Source organism: Amycolatopsis sp. NBC_01286 (genome assembly GCF_035982555.1).
GTDB lineage: Bacteria > Actinomycetota > Actinomycetes > Mycobacteriales > Pseudonocardiaceae > Amycolatopsis.
Genome location: NZ_CP108428.1, coordinates 7,884,883 through 7,901,328, shown reverse-complemented (window position 1 = coordinate 7,901,328; position 16,446 = coordinate 7,884,883). Strand labels below are relative to the sequence as shown.

The following is a 16,446-nucleotide window of genomic DNA, read 5'->3' as shown; positions in this document are numbered from 1 at the left end:
CGAAGCCCCCGCAGCGGAAGACGTCGCGGCCGAGCCCGAGACCGCGGCCGGACCGGTCGTCTGGCCGCTGTCCGCCCGCACCGCGCCCGCCCTGCAGGCCCAGGCGTTGCGGTTGCTGCACCACCTCGACGAGCACCCCGCGACGCGGCCGGTCGACGTCGGCTGGTCCCTTTCCGGCATGCGGTCGGTGTTCGAGCAGCGCGCGGTCGTCGTCGGCGAAGACCCCCTGGATCTGCGTCGCGGTCTCGCGGCCTTGGCCGGGAACGCCGCCGACGCCGCGCTCGTGCGCGGGGTCGCCAAGCGCACCGCCGCACCCGTGTTCGTCTTCCCCGGCCAGGACTCGCAGTGGCCGGGGATGGCCCGCGAGCTGCTGGCGTCGTCGCCGGTGTTCGCCGGCCGGATGGCCGAGTGCGCCGCCGCGCTCGCGGAGTTCACCGACTGGTCGCTGCCGGACGTGCTGCGCGACGACGAGGCGCTGGCCCGGGTCGACGTGATCCAGCCGGTGCTGTGGGCCGTGATGGTCTCCCTGGCGAGCCTGTGGAGCGCGCACGGCGTCGAGCCGGTCGCCGTGATCGGGCACTCCCAGGGCGAGATCGCCGCGGCCTGCGTGGCCGGGGCGTTGACGCTGCAGGACGGCGCCCGGATCGTGGCGCTGCGGTCGAGGCTGATCGCCGAGCGGCTTTCCGGCCGTGGGGCGATGTTGTCGGTCGTCGCGGCCGCGGACGACGTCCGCGAGCTGATCGCCGAGCTGGCCGACCGGATCGCCGTCGCGGCGGTCAACGGGCCGCGTTCGGTCACCGTGTCCGGCGATCCGGACGCCTTGGCCGTGCTGGAACGGCGGCTCGCCAAGGCGGGCATGATGCGCTGGCGGCTGGACGGCGTCGACTTCGCCGCGCACTCGCCGCAGGTGGACGCGATCGCCGGCGAACTCGCCGAGCTGCTGGCACCGGTGGCCCCGCGCGAGACCGGCGTCCGGTTCTACTCGACGGTGACCGGCGGGCTCGTCGAGCCGACGGAGCTGACCGGCGGCTACTGGTGCCGCAACCTGCGGGGGACCGTCGAGTTCGGCGCCGCGCTGTCCGCGGCGGTCGCCGACGGCCACCCGGTGTTCGTCGAGTCGAGCCCGCACCCGGTGTTCAGCATGGCCATCGGCGAACTGGCCGAGGCGGCCGGGGTGCCGGTCGCGGCGCTGGGCACCCTGCGCCGCGACGACGGCGGGTCCGACCGGTTCTTGAAGTCCCTGGCCGAGGCGCACACCCGCGGGGTGGCGGTCGACTGGGCGGACACCCTGACCGGCGGCCGCCGCGCCGACCTGCCCACGTACGCGTTCCAGCACGAGCACTACTGGGCCATCGAAGAAGCGGCTGCGGCGGTGTCGGGCGCCCCGGCCGACGACGAGCTGTGGCAGGCGGTGGGCCGCGCCGACACGGGTGAGCTGACCCGCCTGCTGGACCTGGACGAGCACCAGCGGGGAGCGCTCGACGACCTGCTGCCGTCCCTGTCGGCCTGGCACGCCCGCCGGGACGAAGAGTCCACTGTGGACGCCTGGCGCTACCGCGTGGCGTGGCGCCCGTCCCGCCCAGCCGGCGGCACCCTGTCCGGCACGTGGCTGGTCCTCGGCGACGACGCGGATGGCGAGGTCGCCGAGGCCCTGCGCAGCCACGGCGCCGAGGTGCGCCCGGTCGTCCTCGCCGACGACTCCGATCGTGAGGCCTTGACGACCGCGCTCGGGCACACCGACGGTGTGACCGGCATCGTGTCGCTGCTGGCCGCCGATCACGCTCCGACCGACCACCCGGGCCTCGACCGCGGGTTGCTGCGGACCCTCTCGCTCGTCCAAGCCGTTGCCGAGACCGACCCCGCCATCCCGATCTGGGCGTTGACCCGCGGGGCCGTCTCCACCGGGCCCGCCGACCCCGTCCGCGACCCGGCCCAAGCTCAGGTGCACGGCCTCGGCTGGTCCGCCGCCCTCGAACACCCCGGGCACTGGGCCGGGCTGATCGACCTGCCCGAGACCCTCGATGCCGCGGCCGCTCGGCGGTTTGCCGCTGTACTGGCCGGGTCCGGTGATGAGGACCAGCTCGCCGTCCGGGCGTCCGGCGTGTTCGCGCGCCGGATCGTGCCGGCTCCCGTGGCCGGGCGTCGTCCGGAACGGACCTGGCGCGCCCACGGCACCGCCATCGTCACCGGCGGTACCGGCACCCTCGGTCCGCACCTCGCCCGCTGGCTCGCCGGTGAGGGTGTCGAGCACGTCGTGCTGACCGGCCGTCGTGGTCTCGACGCGCCTGGTGCCGAGGCTCTCCAGGCCGAACTCGCGTCGGCTGAAGTGGTCGCTCTCGACGTCACTGATCGCGAAGCCGTCGCCGCGCTCATCACCCGGCTCAAGGGTGAAGGCCGCCGCATCACCACCGTGGTGCACACCGCCGCGCACATCGCGCTCGCGCCGCTGACCGGCACGAACCCCGCCGCCTTCGCCGAGGTTCTCGACGCCAAGGTCACCGGTGCTGCCAACCTCGACGCCGTTCTCGACGACCTGCTCGACGAGGGCGAACTCGAGCACTTCGTGATGTACTCCTCGACCGCCGGCGTCTGGGGCAGTGGCGACCACGGCGCCTACTCCGCGGCCAACGCCTACCTCGGCGCGCTCGCCGAGCAGCGGCGTGCCCGCGGTGTCCCGGCGACGACGATCGCCTGGGGCATCTGGGCCGACGACCGCGAGCTGGGCCGGGTCGACCCGGGCCGGATCCTGCGCAGTGGCCTGCAGTTCATGGAACCGCGCCTCGCGCTCGCCGGGCTGAAGCGCGCCCTCGAGGACGACGAGACGTCGCTGATGATCGCCGACCTCGACTGGGAGCGGTACTACCCGGTCTTCACGTCGGTGCGGCCCAGCCCGCTGTTCGCCGAGCTGCCCGCGGTCCGCAAACTCGCCGAGGCCGCGCCGGAGACCGCCGACGTCGCCGCGTTCGCCGGCCGGGTCCGCGCCCTGCCCGCCGCGGCCGGACGACGGCTCGTCGTCGACCTCGTCCGCGCCGAAGCCGCGACCGTGCTCGGCCACGCCGGTGGGGACGCCGTCGAGGCCGACCGCGCCTTCCGCGACCTGGGCTTCGACTCGCTCACCGCCGTCGACCTGCGCAACCGTCTCGAAGTCGTGACCGGGCTGAGCCTGCCCAGCACCGTCGTGTTCGACTACCCGAACGCCGACGCGCTGGCCGGGTTCATCCTGTCCACTCTGGACGGATCGGACACCGCCGAGACCGTCGTCACGCGGGCGATGACCGACGAGCCGATCGCCATCGTCGGCATGAGCTGCCGCTTCCCCGGTGGCGTCGCGTCGCCGGAAGCGTTGTGGGACCTCGTGCTCGGCGGCGGGGACGCGATCTCGTCGTTCCCGGCCGATCGCGGCTGGGACGCGGCCGGGCTGTTCGACCCCGACCCCGACCGCAGCGGCAAGACCTACTCGACGCTCGGCGGCTTCCTTGAAGGTGCCGCGGACTTCGACGCCGGCTTCTTCGGGATCTCGCCCCGCGAGGCGCTCTCGATGGACCCGCAGCAGCGGCTCCTGCTGGAAGTGTCCTGGGAGGCCCTCGAACGCGCCGGCGTCGACCCGGCGACCGTGCGCGGTAGCCGCACCGGCGTCTTCATCGGCTCCAGCTACCAGGACTACGGCTCGACCGTGCTCAATGCGGCCGAGGGCTCCGAAGGCCACATGATCACCGGCTCGGTGTCGAGTGTCCTGTCCGGACGGGTCGCCTACCTGTTCGGTTTGGAAGGCCCGGCCGTCACGCTTGACACGGCGTGCTCGTCGTCGCTGGTCGCGCTGCACCTGGCCTGCCAGTCCCTGCGCAACGGCGAGAGCACGATGGCCCTCGCCGGTGGCGTCACCGTGATGGCGACACCCGCGCCGTGGATCGGCTTCAGCCGCCAGCGCGCGATGGCGCCCGACGGCCGCTGCAAGGCCTATTCCGACGAGGCCGACGGCATGAGCCTCGCCGAGGGCATCGGCCTGGTCCTCGTCGAACGCCTGTCCGACGCGCAACGCAACGGCCACGAGATCCTGGCCGTCGTCCGCGGCTCGGCGATGAACTCCGACGGCGCGTCCAACGGCATGACCGCGCCGAACGGGCCGTCCCAGCAGCGCGTGATCAAGCAGGCGCTGGCCAACTCGGGACTGGCTGCTTCGGACGTCGACGTCATCGAGGGGCACGGCACGGGCACCGCGCTCGGCGACCCGATCGAGGTCCAGGCGCTGCAGGCCACCTACGGCCGCGAGCGCGAGCGGCCGCTGCTGCTCGGCTCGGTGAAGTCCAATATCGGCCACACGCAGATGGCCTCCGGCATCGCCGGTGTCCTCAAGATGGTCATGGCGATGCGTCACGGCGTGCTGCCGAAGACACTGCACGCCGGGACGCCGTCGTCGCACATCGACTGGTCGAGCGGGACGATCGCGCTGCTCGACGAGCAGGTGGACTGGCCCGAGACCGGTGCGCCGCGACGCGCCGCCGTCTCGTCGTTCGGCCTGAGCGGCACCAACGTCCACACCGTGCTGGAACAGGCGCCCGCCGCCGAAATCGAGGAAGCCGAGGCCGAGCCCAAGACCGTCGGGACCGTCCCGCTGGTCGTGTCGGCCCGGACGCCGGAAGCCCTGCGCGCCCAGGCGGCCCGCCTGCGCACCTGGCTGGCCGACCAGCCCGAGCCCGCGCTCGCCGACCTCGGCTTCTCGCTCGCGACGGCCCGGGCCGACCTGAGCCACCGCGCGGTCGTCCTGGCCGCCACGCACGACGACGTCCTCGACGGGCTCGCCGCCGTCGCCGCCGACGAGCCCGCGGCGTCCGTGCTGCGCGGCACCACCGGTGGCCCCGGCACGGCGTTCCTGTTCACCGGGCAGGGCAGCCAGCGCCCGGGTGCCGGGCGTGAGCTGGCCGAGCGGTTCCCCGTCTTCGCCGAGGCCCTCGACGAGGTCGTCTCGCACCTGGACTCCGGGCTCGAGCACCCGCTGCACGGCCTGCTGTTCGCCGAGCCGGGGACGCCGGAAGCCGCGCTGCTCGACGAAACCCGCTACGCCCAGCCCGCGTTGTTCGCGATCGAGGTCGCGCTCTTCCGGCTCCTGGAGTCGTGGGGCGTGCGGCCCGACCACGTCGCCGGCCACTCGGTCGGCGAGATCGCCGCGGCGCACGTCGCCGGGGTGTTTTCCCTGGCCGACGCCGCCACGCTGGTGCTCGCCCGCGGGCGCCTGATGCAGGCACTGCCGTCCGGGGGCGCCATGGTGGCGATCCGCGAGGCCGAGGCGGACGTGCGGGCGCTGCTGCCCGAGGGCGTCGACATCGCGGCGGTCAACGGGCCGCGGGCAACCGTCGTCGCCGGTCCCGAGGACGCCGTCCTCGCGTTCGCCGAGCAGTTCCCGAAGACCCGGCGCCTGACCGTCTCCCACGCGTTCCACTCCGCGGCGATGGACCCGATGCTGGACGAGTTCCGCGCGGCTGTCGCCGGGCTGACCTACTCCGCGCCCGACCTGTCGCTCGTCTCCGGCATCACCGGCGGCTTCGGCGACGCGGACCTGGTGTCCACTCCGGACTACTGGGTGCGCCACGCCCGCGAGGCCGTCCGCTTCGGCGACACGATCACCGCGTTGCACGACGCCGGCGTCACCGCCTACGTCGAACTCGGGCCCGACGGCGTGTTGTCGGCGATGGTCGGCGAGACCGTCACCGACACCGGCGTCGCCGTGCGGCCCGTGCTGCGGCGCGACCGGCCGGAGGGGGAGACCGTCGCGGCGCTGCTCGGCGAGCTGCACGCGCACGGCGTCCGCCCCGACTGGGCCGCCTTCTACGCCGGCACCGGCGCCCGCCGGATCGACCTGCCCACCTACGCGTTCCAGCGCGCCCGCTACTGGCCGGAGCCCGCTCCGGCGGAGTCCGCGGCCGAAGCCGACACGGGCTTCTGGACGGCTCTCGAAGCGGCCGACGTCACCTCGCTGTCGACCACGCTCGACGTCGACCGCGACGCGCTCGGCACCGTGCTGCCCGCGCTCACCGCGTGGCGGCGCCAGGTGCGGACGGAGTCCGAGGCCGACGCGTGGCGCTACCGCGTCGTCTGGACGCCGGTCCGTACCGAGGCCGCGACCCCGCGTCGCGTGCTGGTCGTCGTGCCCGCCGAACCCGGCGCGTGGGCCGAGTCGGTCCTGTCCGCTGTGGACGGTGTCCGGTTCGAGGTCGGCGCCGAAGACCGCGAGACCCTGGCCGCACGACTGTCCGAAGTGGACATAGACGTCGTGCTTTCCCTGCTGGGAGAAACCGACCGCGCCCTCACCGTGGCGCAGGCGCTCGGCGACGCCGGGATCGCCGCCCCGCTGTGGTGGGCGACCCGCGGCGCCGTCAGCGTCGGTGCCGCCGACCCCGCGGCGGACCCGCGTGGTGCGGCCCTGTGGGGCCTCGGCCGGGTGCTGGGGCTGGAGCAGCCGCAGCGCTGGGGCGGGCTCGTCGACCTGCCCGAAACCCTGGACACCCGCGCGGTCATCCGGCTCTTCGCCGTCCTGGCCGGGATCGGCGACGAGGACCAGGTCGCCGTCCGGTCGTCCGGGGTCTTCGCCCGACGCCTCGCCACAGCCCCCATGACGACCGTCGAGGCCTACACGCCGCGCGGCACCGTCCTGATCACCGGCGGCACCGGCGGGCTCGGCGCGGAAGTCGCGCGCCGCTTCGCCACGGCCGGTGCCGAGCACCTGGTGCTCGTCAGCCGCAGCGGCCCGGACGCGCCCGGCGCGGCCGACCTCGAAGCCGAACTCACCGCAGCCGGAGCGCGCGTGACGATCGCGGCCTGCGACGTCGCCGACCGCGACGCCCTGGCCGCACTGATCGCGTCGCTCCCGACGGTGAACGCCGTCGTGCACACCGCCGGTGTCGTCGACGACGGCACCACGGATTCCCTGACCCCGGACCAGTTCGCGACCGTCTTCGGCCCGAAGTGCACCGGCGCCGAGAACCTCGACGAACTGACCGAGAACCTCGACGCCTTCGTGCTGTTCTCCTCGACCGCGGGCACGTTCGGCGCTGCCGGGCAGGGCAACTACGCGGCCGCCAACGCCTACCTCGACGCCCTCGCCGCCCGCCGCCGGGCCGCGGGCCAGCCCGCGACGTCGATCGCCTGGGGTCCCTGGGCGGGCGCCGGCATGCTCGGCGGCGACGCCGGGGTGCAGGACCGCGTCGGCCGCGGCGGGCTCGCCCTGCTGCCGCCGGACCGCGCGATCGCGGCGATGCGCCGCGCGATCGGCGCCGGCGACGCCGAAGTGCTCGTCGCCGACATCGACTTCACCCGCTTCATCCCGGCGTTCAGCATCGGCCGCCCGTTCCCGCTGCTGGCCGACCTGCCCGCGGCGAAGGCCGTCCTCAGCCAGGCCCGCGAGGCGGGGGAGCGCGGCGACCTGCGCACCACCCTGGCCGGGCTGCCCGACGCGGACCGCGAGAAGCACCTGCTGACCCTGCTGCGCACCCAGGTCGCGATGGTGCTCGGGCACTCCGACGCCGGTGCCGTCGCGCCGGACGCCGCGTTCGCCGACCTCGGCTTCGACTCGCTCACCGCGGTCGAACTCCGCAACGGCATCGGCGCGGCGACCGCGCTCGCGCTGCCGTCGTCGCTGGTCTTCGACCACCCGACGCCGCGCGCGCTGACCGCGTTCCTGCTCGGCGAACTGGTCGGCACCACCGAACTCATCACGACCACGGCGGCCACCCGGGCCGACGCGACCGACCCGGTCGTCATCGTCGGCATCGGCTGCCGCTTCCCCGGCGGCGTCACCTCGCCGCGCACCTTCTGGGACCTCCTGGACGGCGGCGGCGACGCGATCGGGCCGTTCCCCACCGACCGCGGCTGGGACCTCTCGACGATCAGCGCCGGCCAGGCCGGGTTCCTGCCCGACGCCGGGCACTTCGACGCCGGGTTCTTCGGCATCTCGCCGCGCGAGGCCCTGGCGATGGACCCGCAGCAGCGGCTGCTGCTGGAGACGTCGTGGGAGTCCCTGGAGCACGCCGGGATCGACCCGGCGACGCTGCGCGGCTCCGACACCGGCGTGTTCGTCGGCACCAACGGCCAGGACTACACCGGCCTGCTGCTCACCTCCGGCGCGGACGTCGCCGGGCACATGGCCACCGGCACGACGGCGAGCGTGCTGTCCGGCCGGCTGTCCTACACCCTCGGCCTGGAAGGCCCGGCCGTCACGGTCGACACGGCCTGCTCGTCGTCGCTGGTCGCGCTGCACTGGGCGGCTCAGTCGCTCGCCTCGGGCGAGTGCTCGCTGGCCCTGGTCGGCGGCGTCACGGTGATGACCAGCCCGTTCTCGTTCGTCGAGTTCGACGCCCAGGGCGGCCTCGCCGCCGACGGCCGCTGCAAGGCCTTCTCCGACGACGCCGACGGCACGACCTGGTCCGAAGGCGCGGGTGTGCTGGTCGTCGAGCGGCTGTCCGACGCGCGCCGCCTCGGCCACGACGTCCTCGCCGTGGTGCGGGGCTCGGCGATGAACCAGGACGGCGCGTCCAACGGCCTCACCGCCCCGAACGGCCCGTCGCAGCAACGCGTGATCCGCCAGGCCCTGGCCAACGCCGGACTGGCTGCTTCGGACGTCGACGTCATCGAAGGCCACGGCACCGGCACCACCCTCGGCGACCCGATCGAGGCCCAGGCGCTGCTGGCCACCTACGGCCGCGAGCGCGAAGAGCCGCTGCTGCTCGGTTCCGTGAAGTCGAACCTGGGCCACACCCAGGCCGCGGCCGGTGCCGCCGGCGTCATCAAGATGGTGCTGGCCCTGGGCCGCGGCACCGTGCCGAAGACACTGCACGTCGGCGAGCCGTCGTCCCATGTGGACTGGACGGCCGGCGCGGTCCGGCTCGTCACCGAGGCGACGGAGTGGCCCGAGACCGGCCGCCCGCGTCGCGCCGCCGTGTCGTCGTTCGGCGTCAGCGGCACCAACGCCCACGTGATCCTGGAGGCGCCGCCCGCTCGCGAGGACGTCACCGGCACTCGCCCGGCGGTCGTCCCGTGGCCGGTGTCGGCGCGTTCGGCGGCCGCGCTCGACGCGCAGCTCGCTCTGCTGGCCGACGTCGAGACCGACGCCCTGGACGCCGGGTTCACCCTGGCCACCGGACGCGCCGCGCTCGACCACCGGGCCGTCCTCGCCGACGGCCGGGTCGTCGCGCGAGGTGTGGCCCGCGAGCGCGTGAGTGCGTTCCTGTTCTCCGGCCAGGGCGCCCAGCGCCTCGGCATGGGCCGCGAGCTGTACGACCGGTTCCCGGTGTTCGCCGAGGCGTGGGACGAGGTCTGCGCCCACTTCGACGCCGGGCTGCCCGGCTCGCTGCGTGACATCGCCTGGGGCGACGACGCGGCCGAACTGAACCACACCGGCTGGGCCCAGCCCGCGTTGTTCGCGGTCGAGGTCGCGCTGTTCCGGCTCCTGGAGTCGTGGGGCATCCGGCCCGACTTCGTCGCCGGGCACTCGATCGGCGAGATCGCCGCCGCGCACGTCGCCAGTGTGCTGTCCCTGGACGACGCGTGCACACTCGTCGCGGCTCGCGGCCGGCTCATGCAGGCGCTGCCGACGGGCGGCGCGATGGTCGCCGTCCGCGCGGCCGAGGCCGATGTCCGGCTCACCGACGGCGTCGACCTCGCCGCCGTCAACGGGCCCGAGTCGATCGTGCTGTCCGGAGTCGAGGACGCCGTGCTCGCCGTCGCGGCGAACTTCGAGAGCAGCAAACGGCTTTCGGTCTCGCACGCGTTCCACTCGCACCTGATGGAGCCGATGCTCGACGAGTTCCGGGCGGTGGTGGCGGGCCTGCGGTTCGCGGCGCCGTCGATCCCGGTCGTCACGGCCGGGGACGTCACGTCGCCGGAGTACTGGGTGCGGCACGTGCGTGACACCGTCCGGTTCGGCGACACCCTGGACCGGCTCGCGGAGTCGGACGTCTCGCTGTACGTCGAGATCGGGCCGGACGCCGTCTTGGCGCCGCTCGTCGCCGAGGCGGACGACCGCGTCGTCGTGCCGGTGCTCCGCCGCGGAAAGTCCGAAGAGGACAGTGCGGCCACTGCGCTCGGCACGCTGTTCACCGCCGGGGCCGATCCGGACTGGACCGCCTGGTTCGCCGGCACCGCCGCGCGACGCACCGAACTGCCGACCTACGCCTTCCAGCGCCGTCGCTACTGGCCCGACGCGCCCGCCACGGCCGTGGCCGGGACCGCCGTCGACGCCGAGTTCTGGGCGTCGGTCGACCGCGCCGACGGCGCCGAGCTGGCGACCGCCCTGGACGTCGACCCGGCGGCACTCACCGCCGTCCTGCCCGCCTTGGCCGAGTGGCGCCGCAAGCGCGACGCCGAATCCGCCGCCGACGACCTGCGCTACCGGATCACCTGGCAGCCCGTCACCGTCGGCGCGGCGGACACCACCGACGTCGTGGTCATCAGCGGCCCGGACACCGAATGGGCCGAAACCCTCGCCGACGCGCTCGGCGCCGACGTCCACAGCCCGGACGCCGACCTGACGCAGGTGCGAGCCACACGGATCGTCTCCCTGCTCGACACCGTGGCCGACACCCGCGCGCTGCTGGCCACGCTCGACGACGCCGGCCTCGACGCGCCGGTGTGGTGCGTGACCCGGGGCGCGGTCGCCGTGACCCCGGCCGAGCGGATCGCGTCGCCGGAAACGGCCGCGCTGTGGGGCTTCGGCCGCGTCGCCGCGCTGCACGACCCGGTGCGCTGGGGCGGGCTCGTCGACGTCCCCGCCGACCTGGACGCGCGGACCGCGGCCCGGCTGGCCGGCGTGCTGGCCGGCGACGAGGACCAGGTCGCCGTCCGGGCGGCCGGGGCCTACGGCCGCCGCCTGACCCGCGCCGGCGCGCCCGGCGAGCGCTGGGAGCCGGTCGGCACCGTGCTCGTCACCGGCGACGGCCCGGCCGCCGCGATCGCGGACCGGCTCGCCGAGCGCGACGGCGTCCACGTCGTCCGCGGCGCCACGGCCGACCCGGACACGTTGCGCGACCTGCTCACGCAGTTCCCGCCCGACGCCGTCATCCACGGCGAAGGTCTCGCGGGTGCCCGGCACCTCGCGGACCTGCTCGACAGCAAGGAACTCGACGCTTTCGTGCTGCTCACCTCGATCGCCGGGGTGTGGGGCGTGCGCGGCCGCGGTGACGAAGCCGCCGAGGCCGCCGCACTCGAAGCGTTCGCCCGGCAGCGCCGGGACCGCGGCGAGAAGGCGGCGGTCGTCGCGTTCTCGGCGTGGGAAGGCGCCGACGAGGACCTCGACCACCTGCGTGACAGCGGCCTGCCCGCGCTGGACCCGGCGACCGCCGTCACCGCGCTCACGACGGCCGTGCGCGCCGACGACGTCACCACCGTCGTGGCCGACGTCCGCTGGGAGCGGTTCGGCCCGGCGTTCACCGCGCGGCGCCCGAGCCCGCTGCTGGCGCAGCTGCACAGCCCGGCCGAGACCGGCGAGCGGACCCACGGCCTGCGCGACCGGCTGCTCGCCCAGTCCGCGGGCGACCGGGCCGACGTCGTGCTGGACGTGGTGAAGACGGCCGTCGCCGAGGTGCTGCGGCACCCGGACACGACCGAGATCGACACCGACCGCGCGTTCTCCGCGCTGGGCTTCGACTCGCTCACCGCGATGGACCTGCGCAACGCGCTGAGCACCGAGACCGGCCTGCGGCTCCCGGCGACGCTGGTCTTCGACCGGCCGACCCCACGCGAGCTGGCCGCGTTCCTGCTCGGCGAGCTGATCGGCGAGGCCGAGGAGACAGCGGTGAGCGTGGCCGCGCCGGTCGCGGGCGACCCGATCGTCATCGTCGGCATGAGCTGCCGGTACCCCGGCGGCATCGGCTCGCCGGAAGAGCTCTGGCGGGCGATCGTCGACGAGCGTGACGTCGTCGGCGGCTTCCCGGCCGACCGCGGCTGGGACCTGGCCACCCTGACCGGCGACGGACCGGGCAGCAGCGCCGCCAAGGAAGGCGGCTTCCTGCACGACGCGGCCGAGTTCGACCCCGGTTTCTTCGGGATCGCGCCGCGCGAGGCCATCGTGATGGACCCGCAGCAGCGGTTCGTCCTCGAAGTGGCGTGGGAGGCCTTCGAACGCTCCGGCGTCGACGCGACCGCGTTGCGCGGCGGCGACACCGGCGTCTACATCGGCGGCGGCTCCGGCGACTACCGGCCGCCGACCGACACCGCGGGCCACCAGTCCACGGCCCAGGCCGGAAGCCTGCTGTCCGGGCGCGTCTCCTACACCTTCGGGCTGGAAGGCCCGTCGGTCACCGTCGACACCGCGTGCTCGTCTTCACTGGTCGCGATGCACCTCGCCGCGCAGGCGCTGCGGGCGGGGGAGTGTTCGCTCGCCGTCGCCGGCGGCGTGATGATCATGTCCAGCCCGGCCGGGTTCGTCGAGTTCGGCGAGATGGGCGCGCTGTCGGCCGACGGGCGCTGCAAGGCGTTCGCCGACGCCGCCGACGGCACCGGCTGGTCCGAGGGCGTCGGGATGATCGTGCTGGAACGCGAATCCGACGCGCGGCGCAACGGGCACACGATCCTCGCCGTCGTGCGCGGTTCGGCCGTCAACTCCGACGGCGCGTCCAACGGTCTCACCGCCCCCAGTGGCCCCGCCCAGCAACGCGTGATCACCCGCGCCCTGGCCGTTTCCGGGCTCACGGCGTCCGAAGTGGACGCCGTGGAGGCGCACGGCACCGGGACCAAGCTCGGCGACCCGATCGAAGCGCAGGCCCTGCTGGCCACCTACGGCCGCGAGCGGGACCGGCCGCTGCTGCTCGGCTCGGTGAAGTCCAACATCGGCCACACCCAGGCCGCCGCCGGCGCCGCCGCGGTGATCAAGATGGTGCTCGCCATGCGGCACGGGCTGCTGCCCAGGACCCTGCACGTCGACCGGCCCTCGGAGCACGTCGACTGGTCGGCGGGCACGGTGTCGCTGCTGGCCGAGAGCACGCCGTGGCCGGCCACCGGCCGCCCACGCCGCGCCGGGATCTCGGCCTTCGGCGCCAGCGGCACCAACGCGCACCTCATCCTCGAACAGGCCCCGCCGACGCCGGCGCGGGAGCCCGCCGAAGCCGTGGCCGTGCCGGTCAAGCTGTCGGCGCGGACGCCCGAGGGCCTGCGGGCCCAGGCCCGCGCGCTGCGGGACCACCTCGCCGCGCGCCCGGAGCTGGCGCTGCCCGACGTCGCGTACTCCGCGGCGACCACCCGCGCGTGGCTCGAGTCGCGGGCCACCGTGGTGGCCGAGGACCGCGAGGAGCTGCTGACCGGGCTCGCCGCGATCACCGCCGGCACGCCGTCGCCGCTGGTGCTCACGGGCCCGCAGACGGGCGGGAAGCTCGCGTTCCTGTTCTCCGGGCAGGGCTCCCAGCGTCCCGGCATGGGCCGCGACCTCTACACGCGGTTCCCGGTGTTCGCCGAGGCGCTCGACGCCGTGTTCGCGCACCTGGACCTCGAACTGCCCGGTTCGCTGCGCGACGCGATGTTCGGCGACGACGCCGACCTGCTGGCCGAGACCCGGTGGGCCCAGCCCGCGGTGTTCGCGCTGGAAGTGGCGTTGTTCCGGCTCGTCGAGTCGTGGGGCGTGCGGCCCGACTACCTCGTCGGGCACTCGATCGGCGAGTTCGCCGCCGCGCACGTCGCCGGGGTGCTGTCCCTGGCCGACGCCTGCACGCTGATCGCCGCCCGCGGCCGGCTCATGCAGGAGCTGCCGCGCGGGGCGATGGTCTCGCTGCAGACCACCGAGGCCGAAGCCGAGCGCCTCGTCGCCGGGTTCGCCGGCCGGCTGTCGATCGCGGCGGTCAACGGGACCGACGCGGTGGTCGTCTCCGGCGACCAGGACGCCGTGGCCGAAGTGGCCGGGGTCGTCGCGGCGGCGGGCGGAAAGACTAGACATTTGCGGGTCAGCCATGCGTTTCACTCGTCCCACATGGACGCGATGATGGACGACTTCGGGCGGGTCGCCGCGGGGGTGGTGTACGCCCCCGCGGTGCTCCCGATCGTGTCCACGGTGACGGCCTCCCCGGCCGGGCCGGAGATCCAGGACGCGCAGTACTGGGTGGACCACGCCCGCCGTCCGGTGCTCTTCACCGGCGCGATCTCCGCTCTCGGCGCCCTCGGCGTCACCAAGTACCTCGAGCTCGGGCCGGACAGCACCCTCGCGGCGCTGACCCGCTCGTTCGCCGGCGAGGCCGCGACGGTCACCGCCGCCCTGCGCAAGGGCCGCTCGGACGAGTCGTCCGTGGTCGCCGCGCTGGCCCGCCTCGACGTCGCCGGCACCCCGGTCCGCTGGGCGGACTTCTTCGCCGGCACCGGCGCGCGGCCGGTCGACCTGCCCACCTACCGGTTCCAGCACGAACGCTTCTGGCCGGACCAGACGCAGTTCACCGCCGGTACCAGCGAGGACCTGTGGGCGGAGCTGGACGCCGAATCCCTGGCCGGCCTCGGTGTCGACCGCGCCGCGCTCGACGCCGTCCTGCCCGCGTTGCTGGACCTCAAGCACCGACGGGCCACCCAGTCCACTGTGGACGACCTGCGCTACCGGATCGCCTGGAAGCCGCTCGGCGGCTCCCTCGGCGTCGTCCCGGACGGCACCTGGCTGGTCCTCGTGCCCGCCGGGTGCACCGACGACGCCTGGGCCGCCGGTGTGGTCAAGGCCCTCGGGGCCGAGCGCATGGACGTCACCGGCACCGACCGCGCGGCGCTGACCGCCGCGCTCAGCGGGTTCGACGACGTCGCCGGCGTCGTTTCCCTGCTGGGCCTCGACGAATCCTCGCCGACGGCGGGGGTCGCGGCGACCACCGCGCTGCTGCAGGCCCTCGCCGGGACCGGCAGCACCGCACCGCTGTGGTGCCTGACCCGCGGCGCCGTCACCGCGATCCCGTCCGACCGGCTCACCTCGCCGGCGCAGGCCGCGCTCTGGGGCCTCGGCCGGGTGGCCGCGCTCGAACAGCCGGGCCGCTGGGGCGGCCTGATCGACCTGCCGGGCGAGCTCGACGACCACGCGGTCGCACGGCTCGGCGGCATCCTCGCCGGCGGTGAGGACCAGGTCGCGGTCCGGGCCGCAGGCGTGTTCGCCCGCCGGCTCGTCCGGACGCCGTCCGGCGCGGCCCCGAAGGCGTGGCGCCCGCACGGCACCGTCGTCGTCACCGGCGGTACCGGTGCGCTGGGCCGGCGGCTGGCCCGCTGGCTGCTCGACGAAGGCGCGGCCAAGGTCGTGCTGACCGGCCGCCGCGGCCCGGACACCCCCGACGCCGCAGAACTGCTGGCCGAGCTGGGCGAGCGCGCGTCGATCGTGGCGTGCGACCTGACCGCCGTGGCCGCCGTGCGCACCCTGCTGACCGACGTCTCGGCCGACGCGCCCCTGTCCGCCGTGGTCCACGCGGCGGGCGTGCTCGACGACGGTGTCCTCGAAAGCTACGACGCCGACCGGTTCGACGCCGTCTTCGCGGCGAAGGCCGACTCGGCGCGGGTGCTCGACCAGGTCACCCGCGAACTCGAACTCGACCTCGACGTCTTCGCGTTGTTCTCCTCGGCGTCCAGCTCGGTCGGCAACGCCGGGCAGGCCAACTACGCCGCGGCGAACGCCGTGCTCGACGCGATCGCCGAACACCGGACCCGCGCCGGGCTGCCGGGCACGTCGATCGCCTGGGGCGCTTGGCAGGCCGGCATGGCCGAGACGGCCGACGCCGCCGCCCGGGCCAAGCGCACCGGGACCCGGCCGGTGCCGGTGGACCTCGCGCTCACCACGTTCGCGCAGGTCGTGCTCGCGAGCGACGCCACCCCGGTGGTCGCCGACATCGACCACGCCACGTTCCTGCGCACGTTCACCGCGGCCCGCCCGAGCCCGCTGCTGACCGACCTGCCCGAGTACCACCGGCTCACCGCCGAGGCACCGGTCGACGTCTCCGGGGCCCTGCGGGAGAAGCTGGCGAAGCTGCCGGCTCCGGACCGCGAGAAGGCCGCGCTGGACGTCGTCCGCACCCAGGTCGCCGCGGTGCTCGGCTTCGCCGGGCCGCACGCGGTCGACCCGGAACGGCCGTTCTCCGGGCTGGGCTTCGACTCGCTCAGCGCGATCGAGCTGCGCAACCAGCTCGCGGCGGCGACCGGCCTGGAACTGCCCGCGACGCTGGTGTTCGACCACCCGTCCCCGGCAGTGCTGGCGGCGGACCTGGTCCGGCAGCTGGTGCCGGCCACGGATTCCGACGACGACGCCGAACTGCGAGCCCTGCTCGCGACGGTACCCCTGGCCCGCCTGCGTGAGATCGGCGTGCTGGAACCCCTGCGGCGCCTGGCCGGGCAGGTCCCGGACCCGGTCGGCGGCACCGGGAAGGCGAGCGAAGACATCGACGGGATGTCGCTCGACGACCTGGTCCGCGCCGCGCTCGACGGTGAGGCCACCTGATCCCGATGAACCTACGGAGCTGACAC

Annotated in this window: 1 protein-coding gene (only partly in view); it reads left to right on the top strand. The window is 74.8% G+C overall.

The window, feature by feature from the left end:
- Positions 1–16,420, top strand: partial view of a type I polyketide synthase gene (locus OG570_RS36115; protein WP_326953365.1) — the 3' portion only. 10,727 nt of this gene lie to the left of the window's left edge; 16,420 of the gene's 27,147 nt are visible here — the last part of the coding sequence; the start codon falls outside the window, past its left edge; it ends in the stop codon at positions 16,418–16,420.
- Positions 16,421–16,446: the final 26 nt, after the last annotated feature.